14 protein-coding genes are annotated in these 13,892 nt (G+C 59.5%); 7 read left to right on the top strand and 7 right to left on the bottom strand.

Annotated features, from left to right (window positions below; genetic code table 11):
* Window positions 1-33: 33 nt before the first annotated feature.
* From L9059_RS06910 to L9059_RS06890, 5 genes are all read right to left on the bottom strand, one after another.
* Window positions 34-1,986 (bottom strand): GGDEF domain-containing protein, encoded by a 1,953-nt coding sequence (locus L9059_RS06910; protein WP_247289560.1) that lies wholly within the window; start codon window positions 1,984-1,986, stop codon window positions 34-36.
* A 12-nt stretch (window positions 1,987-1,998) separates the two neighbouring features.
* Complete coding sequence (locus L9059_RS06905; protein WP_247289559.1) at window positions 1,999-2,862, bottom strand: endonuclease/exonuclease/phosphatase family protein; 864 nt, start codon at window positions 2,860-2,862, stop codon at window positions 1,999-2,001.
* A 14-nt stretch (window positions 2,863-2,876) separates the two neighbouring features.
* On the bottom strand, window positions 2,877-3,518 hold the full coding sequence (locus tag L9059_RS06900; protein WP_247289558.1) for a thiol:disulfide interchange protein DsbA/DsbL: 642 nt from the start codon (window positions 3,516-3,518) through the stop codon (window positions 2,877-2,879).
* A gap of 203 nt (window positions 3,519-3,721) precedes the next feature.
* Window positions 3,722-4,333 (bottom strand): c-type cytochrome, encoded by a 612-nt coding sequence (locus tag L9059_RS06895; RefSeq protein ID WP_247289557.1) that lies wholly within the window; start codon window positions 4,331-4,333, stop codon window positions 3,722-3,724.
* 46 nt (window positions 4,334-4,379) lie between these two features.
* Complete coding sequence (locus L9059_RS06890; RefSeq protein WP_247289556.1) at window positions 4,380-4,670, bottom strand: c-type cytochrome; 291 nt, start codon at window positions 4,668-4,670, stop codon at window positions 4,380-4,382.
* A 191-nt stretch (window positions 4,671-4,861) separates the two neighbouring features.
* Here L9059_RS06890 and yihA point away from each other — a divergent pair, with 191 nt between their 5' ends.
* A complete protein-coding gene (gene yihA, locus L9059_RS06885; protein WP_247289555.1) occupies window positions 4,862-5,506 on the top strand; it encodes a ribosome biogenesis GTP-binding protein YihA/YsxC in 645 nt (214 codons plus the stop codon).
* A gap of 305 nt (window positions 5,507-5,811) precedes the next feature.
* Here yihA and polA read toward each other — a convergent pair whose 3' ends face one another.
* The gene (gene polA, locus L9059_RS06880) at window positions 5,812-8,580 is read right to left on the bottom strand and encodes a DNA polymerase I (RefSeq protein ID WP_247289554.1); all 2,769 of its coding nucleotides are present in this window, start codon (window positions 8,578-8,580) and stop codon (window positions 5,812-5,814) included.
* A gap of 74 nt (window positions 8,581-8,654) precedes the next feature.
* Here polA and L9059_RS06875 point away from each other — a divergent pair, with 74 nt between their 5' ends.
* Together L9059_RS06875 and L9059_RS06870 are read left to right on the top strand one after the other, a co-directional pair.
* A complete protein-coding gene (locus tag L9059_RS06875; protein WP_247289552.1) occupies window positions 8,655-8,945 on the top strand; it encodes a DUF2782 domain-containing protein in 291 nt (96 codons plus the stop codon).
* 58 nt (window positions 8,946-9,003) lie between these two features.
* Window positions 9,004-9,954: a homoserine kinase gene (locus L9059_RS06870; protein WP_247289551.1), complete on the top strand. Its 951-nt coding sequence runs from the start codon at window positions 9,004-9,006 to the stop codon at window positions 9,952-9,954.
* Window positions 9,955-10,079: 125 nt separating this feature from the next.
* On the opposite strand, the gene znuA is transcribed toward L9059_RS06870, so the two are convergent.
* Window positions 10,080-11,000, bottom strand: a complete 921-nt coding sequence (gene znuA / locus L9059_RS06865) for a zinc ABC transporter substrate-binding protein ZnuA (RefSeq protein ID WP_247289550.1) — start codon at window positions 10,998-11,000, stop codon at window positions 10,080-10,082.
* A gap of 66 nt (window positions 11,001-11,066) precedes the next feature.
* On the opposite strand from znuA, the gene zur reads away from it, so the two are divergent.
* The 4 genes from zur to L9059_RS06845 are packed head-to-tail and all read left to right on the top strand — an operon-like array spanning window position 11,067 to window position 13,869.
* The gene (zur, locus tag L9059_RS06860) at window positions 11,067-11,549 is read left to right on the top strand and encodes a zinc uptake transcriptional repressor Zur (RefSeq protein ID WP_247289549.1); all 483 of its coding nucleotides are present in this window, start codon (window positions 11,067-11,069) and stop codon (window positions 11,547-11,549) included.
* Window positions 11,549-12,334, top strand: coding sequence for a zinc ABC transporter ATP-binding protein ZnuC (znuC, locus tag L9059_RS06855; RefSeq protein ID WP_247289548.1), 786 nt, complete (start codon window positions 11,549-11,551; stop codon window positions 12,332-12,334). Before zur ends, znuC begins: the two co-directional genes overlap by 1 nt.
* A complete protein-coding gene (gene znuB / locus L9059_RS06850; protein ID WP_247289547.1) occupies window positions 12,327-13,115 on the top strand; it encodes a zinc ABC transporter permease subunit ZnuB in 789 nt (262 codons plus the stop codon). The genes znuC and znuB overlap by 8 nt, the downstream gene beginning before the upstream one ends.
* Window positions 13,116-13,152: 37 nt before the next feature.
* Window positions 13,153-13,869 (top strand): PA5502 family lipoprotein, encoded by a 717-nt coding sequence (locus tag L9059_RS06845; RefSeq protein ID WP_247289546.1) that lies wholly within the window; start codon window positions 13,153-13,155, stop codon window positions 13,867-13,869.
* Window positions 13,870-13,892: the final 23 nt, after the last annotated feature.

Here is a 13,892-nt window from a genome sequence, read left to right as displayed (position 1 = left end):
AGCGCCGATTTAAACAAAATGGCACAATTGTCATCAGCTCAATTCGATGCGGTTGCGCCCCGCGTGTTTTGCCCGATAGAGCGCCTGATCGGCTCTTTTCAGGACTGCGTCACTGTGTTCGCCAGGCCTGAAAGCTGTGATGCCCATGGAAAGGGTCACCGTCACTGGTTCACCCTTGAAGTGAAAAGGGCAGGCTTCGATGGCTGCGCGTAATTTTTCCATAAGACTTGCACCGGTCGCCGGTAAGGTCGCGGGCATCAGCAGGATAAATTCCTCGCCACCGAATCGGGCAATGAAGTCCGAGCCGCGCAAGCGCTTGCGCAGGACGGTTGCAATGATCTTCAGAACCTTGTCGCCAGCAAGATGGCCATAGTTGTCATTGATCCGCTTGAAATGATCGAGATCGAGCATGGCCAACAACAGGCTGTCGCCTTGTTGGTGCCATTGGCTGACTTCGTGATCCAGGCGCTCGTTCCAGGCGGCGCGGTTGGGCAGGTTGGTCAGCGGATCGATCAAGGCTTTCTGGCGTTGTTCTTCAAGGTGTTCGCGAAAGCCCAGGGCTTCGTGTTCCATATGGGCAACCCGATCAGCCAGGCTTTGCAGACGAGTCGCCACTTCCTGTTCACGCTCGTCGCGCTGCTTCTGGAAATGGTCCAGGGTGCCCAGCAGGCCCTCCAGATGGTTCTCCAGGGCATGCTTGAGTCCATTCAGGTCTGCGGCGTCCTGCATGCTGCTCTGCAAGCCATCGACCTGCTCACGGATTTGCGAATCCATCTCGCGCGCTGCAGAGCTGTTGTCGGCATGGCCATCGCTGGCAGCCCTCAGGTTGCTCTGGAAGGCTTCCAGACGTTCGTTGAGCTGCTGCAGATAGGTTTCGAATTCATGCTGGCCGCTACCGGTGATTGCCAGCATCAAGGTGGCCAGGTCATCCAGGATCGGGATCAGCTCATACCAGTTCAAACCATTTTGCAGGCGCAGGCGCATGGCTTCGGCTTGCGGACGATGGCGCTCGGGCAGTGTCAGGTCGTCAAGCAGGCCCAGTAGCGTGTCTTCGATGTGCCTGGCTACCGAACTGTAGGTGGGCTCGGGCGAGTCAGGGAGCGCGTAGAGCGTGTCCTGCTCGGGATTTTCCGGCTCGGTGGCAGGTGCCTCAAGCGTTACTGGAGAAAGCGGCAACTCTTCGACGGCCGGTGGTTCGGCGCTGGCCTGCGCAGAGGCTTCGGGCTGCACCGTGGATTGCTCAGGTTGCTCAGCTTGCCCAAACGCCTCAGGTTTCGCGGGCTCCTCCGGTGGGTGCGCCCGTGCAACATTCGCCACCGACTGTTGCTCCGTAGCCGCTGGGGGATGTTGCTCGGTGGCAACAGAGGGTCCGGTAGCTTTCGCCGCAGGGGCTGGCTCCACCTGCGGTGCAGGAGCTTTCTCCACCGGTGCCGGCACCGCAGCGGGCGCACTTTCATCGGCTTCACGGTTGCCAAACAGGCGCTGCAGCAAGCTTGGCCGACCCGGTTCTTCGGGGCTCTCCAGGCGACTTAGCGCTTTGCCCTGCAGCCCGCTCAATTCGCTAAGCAACAGCGGCATCTCGCGGACCTGGCCAACCCGGGCATCCAGTTGCTTGGCAAATTGCTTGAGAGGGCGGCTGACTTCGCGCGGCAGCGGCAGCGTTTGCAACTGGGCCACCAGGGCCGTCAGTGCGGCGCTGGTCTGGTTGATCCGGGTTTCGCGACGTTGCTCGGAATCGAGCACCGCTTTTTCCAGGCGCGGCAACAGCGCAGCCAGCCCGGCGTCCATGTCATCGGTGCGCACAACATCGCGCATTTCCTTCATGCATTCGTCGACAGTGCGGTCGGTACCCTCGGCAGCCAGTGTGCTGCGTACCAGCCCGCGGCGCAGCAGGTCGAGCCGGGCGTCCCAGCGACGTTCGAGTTTTTCCTGATGTTCGATGCTTTGAAGGTATTTCTCTTTCCAACGCTGTGCTTCGTCGCTCATTCAAGGGATCCGCTAGGGGGCAGGACTCAACGCGGGGAATGCATCGGCCGTGAGCGAACCCGGCAGACGAATCTCTACCGCGACCGGCAGGTGATCGGAAATGGGTTGTGCCAGCACCTCGACCTTTTCAAGGGTCAGGCTCGGGCTCAGTAGAATATGGTCCAGGCACCGTTGTGGGCGCCAACTGGGGAAGGTCGCCTCTAGCTGTGGTGCCAGCAGGCCGAGATCACGCAGCGGCGAATTCTGCAGCAGATCGCTGGCGTGGGTGTTCATGTCGCCCATCAACACCTGGTGCTTGTAGCCGCCGATCAGTTCGCGGATGTAGGCCAGTTGCAGGCTGCGCACACGTGCCCCAAGCGCCAGGTGCATCATCACCACGACGAGGGCTTCCGGGCCTTCGCCGAAACGCACCAGGATGGCCCCGCGACCTTTGGGCCCCGGCAGCGGATGATCTTCAATCGCCCAGGGGCGCAGGCGACTGAGCACACCATTACTGTGCTGGCCGAGGCGACCGAGATTGCGATTGAGTTGTTGGTACCAGTAGGGGAAGGCCCCTAGCTGGGCCAGGTGCTCGACTTGGTTCACGTAGCCCGACCTGATGCTGCCACCATCGGCTTCCTGCAAAGCGACCAGATCGAAGTCACCCAGCAGATCGCCGATCTTTTGCAGATTGGTGGCGCGACCGGTGTGGGGCAGCAGATGTTGCCAGCCCCGGGTCAGGTAGTGCCGATACCGCTCGGTACTAATGCCCACCTGGATATTAAAACTCAGTAGCCGCAGACGGCTGTCAGCGGGCAACCCGGTCGATTCCAGATGATGTTCGTTGACCCGCGGATCATGCAGGCCAACAACTCTTTCAGTTCCCCAGCGGCGCATGGCAGGCCCCGCGCTTAGTTGGCAGCAGCCTTGTTAGCCGCTCGCTCTTGTTCGACCAGTTTATCGGCCAGTTGCAGTGCTTGCTCGGCGCCGCCGGCAGAACCGATGTCAAAACGGTACTTGCCATTGACGACCATGGTTGGCACGCCGGTAATTTCATACTTCTTCGCGAGTTCGCGCGCTTGAGCGACCTGGCCCTTGATGGCGAAGGAATTGAAGGTAGCGAGGAATTTATCCTTGTCGACACCCTGGGTCGCCAGGAACTCAGCCATTTCATCCGGAGTTACCAGCTTCTTGTGTTCTTCCTGGATGGCCTTGAACACGGCGGCATGAACCTTGTGCTCGACACCCATGGATTCAAGCGTCAGGAACATTTGGCCGTGGGCGTCCCAAGGACCGCCGAACATTGCAGGGATGCGCTTGAAGTTCACATCGGATGGCAATTTTTCAACCCACGGGTTGATCACTGGCTCGAATTTGTAGCAATGCGGGCAGCCATACCAGAACAGCTCCACCACCTCGATCTTGCCGGGCACGGCGACCTGAACCGGGTTGCTCAGTTCGACATAGGGTGCGGCGGGTGCTTCGGCTGCCTGGGCAGTCATGCCGAACAGGCTGGCAGCGGCGAGAGCGGCGCTGAGGATCAGATTACGCATGCTTTACTCCTGGACAATTTTGGTCGCCTCGCGCGACCTGAATTCAGACAGGTCGTGGCGGGCTTTAGTTCTGTAGTGTAACGGCAGCGGCCACAAAAAAGGGTGGCCAGAGCCACCCTTTTTATACTCGCTGCGACGGATTAATGGAGCGTTAACATTGCAGGAGATGTCCGTCCTGCTTGAGGCTCCATTTATTGCCGGTCTTAGTGCAGGCCCTGGATGTAGCTGGACACCGCTGCGATATCTTCGTCGCTCAGGCGCTTGGCAATGGTCTGCATGGTCTTGGTGTCGCCGTCGTTGGTGCGGCCGCCTTCTTCCTTGCGGAAGTCGGTCAGTTGCTTGGCAACGTATTGAGCGTGCTGGCCACCCAGGTGCGGGAAGCCGGCAGCAGCGTTGCCGGCGCCGTTAGGCGAGTGGCAGCCGGTGCAGGCTGGCAGGCCCTTGGCCAGGTCACCACCACGGAACAAAGCTTCACCGCGAGACACGATTTTCGGGTCGGCGGCGCCAACGCTGCCTTTCTGGCTGGCAAAGTAGGCGGAGATATCAGCCAGGTCCTGATCGCTCAGGTTGGTCAGCAGCCCGGTCATTTCCAGTACGACACGCTTGCCGGACTTGATGTCGTGCAACTGCTTGTTCAGATAACGTTCGCCCTGGCCTGCCAGTTTCGGAAAGTTAGGCGCCATGCTGTTGCCATCCGGGCCATGACAGGCGCCACATACTGCGGCTTTCGCCTGACCAGCAGTCGCATCACCTGCAGCATGGGCAATGCCGGAGATCCCCACGGTCAACAGCAGACTCACGATCAATTTGTTCATCAGCTAATCCAACTACGGCTAAGGGTTAAAGAGTTATGGACCGGGATCACTCGCTCATCCAGTGGATGATGGCTTGGTAATCCTCGGCACTGCAGTCCATGCACAAACCACGCGGCGGCATCGCCTTGAAACCCTGGGTTACGTGTTGCACCAGCGTCTCCATACCTTTCGCCAACCTCGGCGTCCAAGCTACCTGATCGCCCTTTCTGGGCGCCATGGGCAGTTGGCCGGAATGACAGGCACCACAAACACGGTTGTACACAGCTTCCGGATCCTGTGTAGCCTGAGCGCTGTAAAGCGGCATCAAGACACCGGCAGCTAGCAGCCATTTCGTCATAAAACGACCTTTTCAGGGTTGAGAGCGTGCTGCGTTCTAGTGCGCAATCAAGGTCTATCGCTCTCGTGTACTTCATCCTACGCTGGGACAAAGCGCACACAAAATCTGCGGCATTATATACTGGCGTCACTGAAACGGAAACGACACTGCTCGCCGCGTCCATTCCCGGCGCCGCCCACATCGGAAATCCCATGCAACTCAAGAACCCCATCCTCGGCCTGTGCCAACAGTCCACCTTTATGCTCAGCGCTGCCAAAGTCGATCAATGTCCCGACGACGAAGGCTTTGAAGTGGCTTTTGCCGGCCGTTCCAACGCCGGTAAATCAAGCGCGTTGAACACCCTGACGCATGCCAGCCTGGCGCGGACCTCGAAAACTCCGGGTCGCACGCAACTCTTGAACTTCTTCAAGCTAGACGATGATCGCCGTCTGGTCGACCTGCCGGGCTACGGTTACGCAAAAGTGCCCATCCCGCTGAAGTTGCACTGGCAGCGTCACCTGGAAGCTTATCTGGGCGGTCGCGAGAGTTTGAAAGGTCTGATCCTGATGATGGATATCCGTCATCCAATGACTGATTTCGATCTGTTGATGCTCGACTGGGCTGTCGCCAGCGGCATGCCAATGCATATTCTGCTGACCAAAGCGGACAAACTGACCTACGGTGCGGCGAAAAACGTGCTGCTCAAAGTGCAGTCGGACATCCGTAAAGGTTGGGGCGACGCGATCTCGATCCAATTGTTCTCGGCTCCGAAGCGCCTGGGTCTGGAAGACGCCTACACTGTACTCGCGGGCTGGATGGAACTGGCAGACAAGGGCGCGGAAACGGTCGAGCAATAAATTGCGGGCAAAAAAAACCCCGGACTTCTTATGGGGAGGGGGAAGTTCCGGGGTTCAAGTTCCGGACCGCTAGGGCGGGGTCCAGATATCTGCCAACACTTAACACAACATAGGAGCATCGAAGGGCTTCACCAGCCATTCAGTGTATCTGAGTAGCGATTTGGCAGATTAGTTCAGAATTTTTTCGAATACGTTTGGAATAACCCCAAGAACGTTCCGGCCTAAGCACCTTGCAGCCGCGGCATTATGCCGCGGCGTAATTCTTGTAGGAGCGAGTTCGCTACAGGGTGGCACTGATCTGCGCGTCAGTGAGCCTCATCCCAATTGTTCCCCACACCCACTTCGACCAGCAGCGGCACGTCCAGTTTCGCGGCATCGCTCATGTGCGTGCGAATTTCTTCAAGCACCTGGTCCACCAGGTCCTCACGAACCTCCAGCACCAATTCATCGTGTACTTGCAGGATGACTTTGGCATCCAGGCCGGACGCGGTCAGCCAGTTATCCACCGCCACCATGGCCTTCTTGATGATGTCCGCCGCAGTGCCCTGCATGGGAGCATTGATCGCGGTGCGCTCAGCGCCTTTGCGCAGGGCCGGGTTCTTCGCATTGATGTCTGGCAGGTATAGGCGACGCCCGAAGATGGTCTCGACAAAACCTTGCTCGGCGGCCTGGGCGCGAGTGCGCTCCATGTACTCCAGTACGCCCGGGTAGCGTGCGAAATAACGGTCAATGTACGCCTGGGACTGCTTGCGATCGACACCGATCTGTTTGGCCAGGCCAAACGCGCTCATCCCGTAGATCAGGCCGAAGTTGATCGCCTTGGCGCTGCGGCGCTGATCGGTGGTGACATCGGCCAACTCGACGCCAAACACCTCGGCGGCGGTGGCTCTGTGCACATCCAGATCATTGCGGAAGGCGTGCAGCAGGCCTTCATCCTTGGCCAGGTGCGCCATGATTCGCAGTTCGATTTGCGAATAATCCGCCGCCAGTAGCTTGTAGCCCTTCGGCGCAACGAACGCCTGGCGAATCCGCCGGCCCTCGGCGGTGCGGATCGGGATGTTTTGCAGGTTTGGGTCGATCGACGACAGGCGTCCGGTGGCTGCGACGGCTTGCTGGTAGGACGTGTGGATGCGGCCGGTACGCGCGTTGATCTGCTCTGGCAGTCGGTCGGTGTAGGTACTTTTCAGTTTGCTCAATGAGCGGTACTGCATCAGCACCTTGGGCAGTGGATAGTCCTGTTCGGCCAGCTCGGCAAGTACAGCTTCGGCCGTGGAGGCCTGGCCCTTGGCGGTTTTGCTGAGGACTGGCAGACCCAGTTTTTCATAAAGAATCACCCCCAGTTGTTTGGGCGAACCCAGGTTGAATTCTTCGCCGGCAATGGCAAATGCTTCGCGCTCAAGGGCGACGAGTTTTTCGCCCAGCTCCACGCTCTGGATACCCAACAGATTCGCATCGACCAAAGCACCCTGGCGTTCAATGCGCGCCAGCACCGGCATCAACGGCATCTCGATTTCGTCCAGGACCTTGCCCAAGCTGGGCGTCGCTGCAAGTTTTTCCTGCAATGCCAGGTGGAGGCGGAAGACCACGTCGGCATCTTCGGCTGCGTACGGCCCTGCCAGTTCCAGGGAGATCTGGTCAAAAGTCAGCTGTTTAACGCCTTTGCCCGCAATCTCCTGAATGTCGGTCTTGCTCTGGCCCAGATATTTCAACGCGAGGCTGTCCATGTCATGACGCGTAGCTGTCGAGTCGAGTACGTAGGACTCCAGCATGGTGTCGTAGGCAATGCCCCGCACCTTGATCCCGTTGCTCTGATCGCCACCAATGGCGCAGTTGGCCAGGATGTTGGTTTCGAACTTGGCGTGCTGGCCGACCTTGAGTTTGTGCGGGTTTTCCAGCAGCGGTTTCAACGCCAGCAAAACGTTGTCGCGATCCAGTTGTTCGGGTACGCCCATGTAGGAATGGGTCAGCGGAATGTAGGCTGCTTCGTTGGCGGCCACGGAAAACGACAGGCCGACCAGTTGCGAGTGCTGGGCATCGCCGCCATTGGTTTCAGTGACAAATGCAATCAATGGAGCCTTGTCGAGCTTGTCCAGCCAGGCCTCGAAGCGCGACTGGTCAAGAATGGTTTCGTATTTGGCTTGGACGGCACCCGGTTGTTCCTGGGTAACTTCCACAACCTCCTGGCCGGCGCGCTTGGCCCCACGCTGGTTGTCTTCGAACCAACTCCTGAACTCCAGCAGGGTGTACAGCTCGGCGAGTTTGTCGTGGTCCGGCTGGCCCATTTTCAGGTCATCGAGTTCGACGTCCAGTGGGACGTCGATCTTGATGGTTGCCAGGCGGTAGGAGAGGAATGCCATCTCCTTGTGCTCTTCAAGCTTGGCCGGCAGCGTCTTGGCTCCGCGAATCGGCAAGGTCGGAACGATGTCGAGGTGCGCGTACAGCTCGGTCAGCCCGCCGTTAACGCCGACCAGCAGTCCGGACGCGGTTTTCGGGCCAATACCCGGAACGCCTGGAATGTTGTCGGAAGAGTCGCCCATCAATGCCAGGTAGTCGATGATCTGCTCGGGAGCGACACCGAATTTCTCCTTCACGCCCTCTACGTCCAGCGCGCTACCGGTCATGGTATTGACCAGGGTAATGTGGCCGTCGACCAGTTGCGCCATGTCCTTGTCGCCGGTAGAAATCACCACCGGACGGTCGGCCGCCGCGCTGCTACGGGCCAGGGTGCCAATCACGTCATCGGCCTCGACGCCGTCCACGCACAGCAACGGGAAGCCTAATGCCTTCACGCTCTGGTGCAGTGGCTCGATTTGCACGCGCATGTCGTCGGGCATACTTGGGCGGTTCGCCTTGTATTCAGCGTACATTTCATCGCGGAATGTCCCGCCCTTGGCGTCGAACACCACGGCGAACGGGCTGTCCGGGTACTGCTTGCGCAGACTCTTGAGCATGTTCAACACGCCTTTGACCGCGCCGGTGGGCAGGCCTTTGGAGGTAGTCAGCGGTGGCAGGGCGTGAAAGGCGCGGTACAGGTAAGAAGAACCGTCCACCAGGACGAGGGGGGCTTGGCTCATGAGCAGGATCAACCTTTTCGGCGGGTCCGGCGCTAGAATAGCGGGACCGTTGACGACAAAGGGACAAGGTTATCATGCGCACACTAAATCGCCTGTTGCTGGCTGGCTTGTTTGCAATTACACCGTTGGCCGTCATGGCAGCGGACGATGCGCCATCCTCGGGCCCGGATGTCACCATTCGTACTGAAGGGGACAAGGTCATTCAGGAATACCGTCAAAACGGCTTCCTGTATGCGATCAAGGTCACGCCAAAGGGAGCGCCGCCGTATTTCCTGGTGCGCGCGGACGGGACCGATGCAAACTTCATCCGCTCGGATCAGCCGGATATGCTGATTCCGTCGTGGAAGATCTTCGAGTGGAAGTAGTTTCTTAATTTCAATCGGCGCTGGCTTACCCGGCGGCGCCCGTACTGGCAGTTAAAACATGTCTGTGTTCACCCCCCTGGCTCGGCCCGAGCTGGAAACTTTTCTCGCCCCATACGGGCTCGGCCGCCTGCTTGATTTCCAGGGGATCGCCGCCGGTAGCGAAAATACCAATTTTTTCATCAGCCTGGAGCAGGGCGAGTTCGTCCTGACCCTGGTTGAGCGTGGCCCGGTGCAGGAAATGCCGTTCTTCATCCAGTTGCTGGATGTGCTGCACGATGCCGACCTGCCGGTGCCCTACGCCCTGCGTACCCGCGATGGCGTAGCCTTGCGTGAACTGGCCGGCAAGCCTGCATTGTTGCAGCCGCGCCTGGCGGGCAAGCACATCAAGGAAGCCAACGCGCAGCATTGCGCTCAAGTCGGCGAGCTGCTCGGCCACCTGCACCTGGCCACCCAGGCCAATATGATCAAGCGCAAGACCGATCGCGGCCTGGACTGGATGCTGGAGGAGGGCGCGCGATTTCTTTCGCACCTGGATGCCGAGCAGAACGAGCTGCTGCAGCGCGCGATGGACGAAATCACCCAGCAGAAGACGAAAATCCTGGCGCTGCCAAGGGCCAATATCCACGCTGACCTGTTTCGCGATAACGCGATGTTCGAAGGTACCCACCTGACCGGTTTGATCGACTTCTACAACGCCTGTTCGGGGCCGATGCTGTATGACGTCGCTATTGCCTTGAATGACTGGTGTTCGGACGAAGACGGAATCATTGATGGGCCGCGGGCGAGGGCGCTACTGGGGGCTTATGCGGGGTTGCGTCCATTCACCGCCGCGGAGGCCGAGTTATGGCCGACCATGCTGCGGGTGGCGTGCGTAAGGTTCTGGTTGTCGCGACTGATCGCTGCTGAGTCTTTTGCCGGGCAGAATGTGTTGATTCACGATCCGATGGAGTTTCAGCGTCGGCTGGCGCAGCGGCAGAAGGTCAGTACACCGCTGCCGTTTGCCCTGTAACCCCATTACTTGTAGGAGCGAGCTTGCTCGCGATGGTCGTCAACGATAACGCGAGGTGCCTGGCACCCCGCATTGCTGCAGATTTCTTCGCGAGCAAGCTCGCTCCTACAGGGGCGTAGTGTTGGTTACAACGACTCCAGGCACCCCGCCAGATCATTGCCCAGCTTCTCCAGCACCTGCTCATACCCCTGGGCGGTCGCTGGCGTGTATCCGCCCAGCGCGTCGAGCTCCGCCAGTTTCACCGGCAGGCCAGCCACCAGGGTTTCCGCCAGGCGCGGGCGCAATGGGGGTTCGCTGAATACGCAGGTCTTGCCGACTTCCTGCAGTCGCGTGCGCATCGCTGCGACGTGCTGGGCGCCCGGTTGTACTTCCGCAGCAACGCTGAACACACCCGCGTGCTTGAGGCCGTAGGCGTCTTCGAAATAATCGAACGCCTCGTGGAACACAAAATAAGGCTTGTCGGCGATGCCCGCCAGACGTTCTTTCAAGCGCAGGTCCAGTGCATCCAGGCGCTCATCGAAGGCCTTTAGGTTGCTCTGGTAACGCGCAGCGTTGGCGGGATCCGCAGCACTGAGGTCGACTGCCATTTTCGTGGCGATCACCCGGGCGTTGACCGGAGACAACCATAGGTGCGCATCCAGGCTGCCTGGACGGTGATCATGATCATGCTCGTCGGCTTCTTCATCATGGGAATGACTGTCTTCGGCAAAATGGCGTAGTTTCAGACCCGGCAGATCCTGCACGGCGACGCTGGGCAGCGTACGCCCCTTCAGAACGCGAGGCAGGAAGCTTTCCATGTCGGGACCTATCCAGTAGACGAGATCGACTGCCTGCACCTTCCGTACGTCGGATGGGCGCAGGGCATAATTATGCGGTGAAGTGCCAGGGGGCAGCAGTACTTCCGGAATTGACACTCCGTCCTGAACCGCCGCGGCGATCAGTTGCAGAGGCTTGATGCTGGTCAGCACCCGCACCTCGGCATGGGCAGTAGCCATCATCATGAAACTGGCGATAAATGTAACAAAGAAAGAAAAAAGTCGGGACACAATGACCACTCGAAGAGGCGAGAACGGGTAACATAATAACGTCTCTCACAAAACTCGTCGCCGCTCATGCCCAAAACACCGATAGCCAGCCGTCCTCACGACCACTCCCATTGCGTCCACAGCGCTCTGTCTGAGGCCGACGCCCTGTGCGCACGGCAGGGCCTGCGCCTGACAGCCTTGCGTCGACGGGTGCTGGAACTGGTGTGGCAAAGCCACAAGCCATTGGGGGCATATGACATTCTGGCGGTGCTCAGCGAGCAGGATGGTCGACGAGCCGCGCCGCCTACCGTTTACCGGGCCCTGGATTTCCTCCTGGAAAACGGGCTGGTGCACCGGATCTCGTCACTCAACGCATTTATCGGCTGTAATCACCCCGAGCATGCCCATCAGGGCCAGTTCCTGATCTGCCGTGAGTGCCACGCAGCCATTGAGCTTGAACAGAAATCCATCAGCAACGCGATCATCGACAGCGCCAGGGATGTCGGGTTTGTGGTTGAAGGCCAGACTGTTGAAGTCGTCGGGCTATGTTCGGGTTGCCAGGGGGCTTGATGAGCAACGCGCTGATCCGTCTTAAGCAGGTTACCGTGACGTTTGCCGGGCAAAACGTCCTTGATAACATCGAACTTGGCGTCGAACCGGGGCAGATCGTTACCCTGATCGGTCCCAACGGTGCGGGTAAGACGACCCTGGTGCGTGCCGTGCTCGGCCTGTTGAAACCGAACAGTGGCAGCGTATGGCGCAAGCCGAGGCTGCGGGTTGGCTACATGCCGCAAAAACTTCACGTTGACCCAACGCTCCCGCTCTCTGTCCTGCGTTTTTTGCGTCTGGTACCGGGGGTAGACCGTGCCCGGGCATTGGCCGCTTTGAAAGAAGTCGGTGCCGAACAGGTCATCGACAGCCCGGTGCAAAGTGTTTCCGGCGGTGAGATGCAGCGGGTTCTGCTGGCCCGCGCGCTGTTGCGCGAGCCTGAACTGCTGGTGCTCGATGAACCGGTACAAGGCGTTGACGTGGCCGGTCAGGCCGAGCTCTACAGTCTCATTACCCGCTTGCGCGACCGCCACGGCTGCGGCGTCCTGATGGTGTCCCACGACTTGCACCTGGTGATGAGCACTACCGATCAGGTCGTGTGCCTGAATCGTCATGTGTGCTGTTCCGGGCATCCAGAGCAGGTCAGCGGCGATCCTGCGTTTGTCGAATTGTTTGGCAAGAACGCGCAAAGCCTGGCGATCTACCACCACCACCATGATCATGCCCATGACCTGCATGGTTCGGTGGTCACTACGGCCTCACCGGCCTCTACCCATGTTCATGGAGATAGCTGCAAGCATGGCTGATTTTCTGCTCTACGCCCTGCTTGCGGGCCTGGCCCTGGCGCTGGTGGCGGGCCCGCTGGGTTCGTTTGTGGTCTGGCGGCGAATGGCCTACTTCGGCGATACCCTGTCCCACGCCGCGCTGCTCGGGGTGGCCTTGGGTTTCCTGCTGGATGTCAGTCCTGCCGTCGCGGTGACCGTGGGCTGTCTGTTGCTGGCGGTACTGCTGGTGACTTTACAGCAACGCCAACCTCTGGCGTCCGACACGCTATTGGGAATTCTCGCGCCGAGCACCCTCTCGCTCGGCCTGGTGGTACTAAGCTTCATGCATGAAGTGCGGATAGACCTGATGGCCTATCTGTTTGGCGACCTGCTGGCCATCAGCCCTGGCGATCTGGCCTGGATTCTCGGCGGAAGTGCGGCGGTTCTGGCTGTGTTGGTGGCGATGTGGCGACCTTTGCTTGCCATCACTGTGCACGAGGAACTGGCTAAGGTTGAGGGCTTGCCGGTTGCATCACTGCGACTGACCTTGATGCTGCTGATTGCCGTGGTCATCGCGGTAGCGATGAAAATTGTCGGGGTATTGCTGATCACTTCACTGCTGATCATTCCGGCAGCGGCGGCGCAGCGTCATGCCCGCTCGCCGGAGCAGATGGCACTGGGCGCGAGCCTGCTGGGCATGCTTGCGGTGTGTGGCGGCCTGGCGTTGTCCTGGTTCAAGGACACTCCGGCGGGCCCGTCGATTGTGGTTACGGCGGCCGCGCTGTTTCTGCTGAGTTTTGTCCTGCCCCGTAGAGGGGTGTAGACTTGCTCGCTTTTTGCGCAAATAGAGAGTCGCAGGAATGAAGCTGTTCACCTCCCGTTATCTGCTCCTTGTCGCATTTTCCATGCTGCTGGGCGCTTGCCAGAGTACGCCACCGGCGACCCCCGAGGTCACTGATGCACGGGCTGCGGCTGTCGCGCAGCTGGAACAAAGCCTCGCCAGCAGTGAGCTTGCGACTGCCGAAGGGCAGTTGGCTGCCTTGCAGGCCGAGGCGCCGAATGATCAATCGCTCGAGCAGTACCAGCGTCAGTTGGCCGAAGCTTATCTGCTGCGCAGCCGCATCGTGCTGCAAAAAGGCGATGTGAATGCTGCGGCCACGGCCCTTAGCCGCGCTCGGGCGTTGATGCCCAAGGCTCCTGCGCTGACGGGCGGGGTCAACAACGCCATCGTCAATGCACGCAAGGCCGAACTGGATAAAGCGGAAGCGGCGCTCATGGCGGCCGAAGTCAAGCCTCCGGCCAAAGTCATCGACCCTACGGCCGAAAGCACGACAGTGGCGCTGAACCTGACGGACATGGCAAAGCTGCGCCGCCAATTGGACGCCATCGCTGCCGATGTGGTGAATTATCAGTGCGATGTCAGCATTCAAGCGCCGCGCACCCAGGATTATCCGTGGTTGGCGACTTTGCTGACCAAGCGGGTGAAGAAGCTTGATTCTGAGTTTGATTTGAAGCTGAAGAAGCAGATTTTGCGCAATATTCCAGCGCAGATGGTACTGATGCCGCGTAAACCCTAAGAGCATCGCGAGCAAGCTCGCTC

The organism is Pseudomonas violetae (assembly GCF_023072615.1).
Lineage (GTDB): Bacteria > Pseudomonadota > Gammaproteobacteria > Pseudomonadales > Pseudomonadaceae > Aquipseudomonas > Aquipseudomonas violetae.
This window is presented reverse-complemented; position numbering and strand designations above follow the sequence as displayed.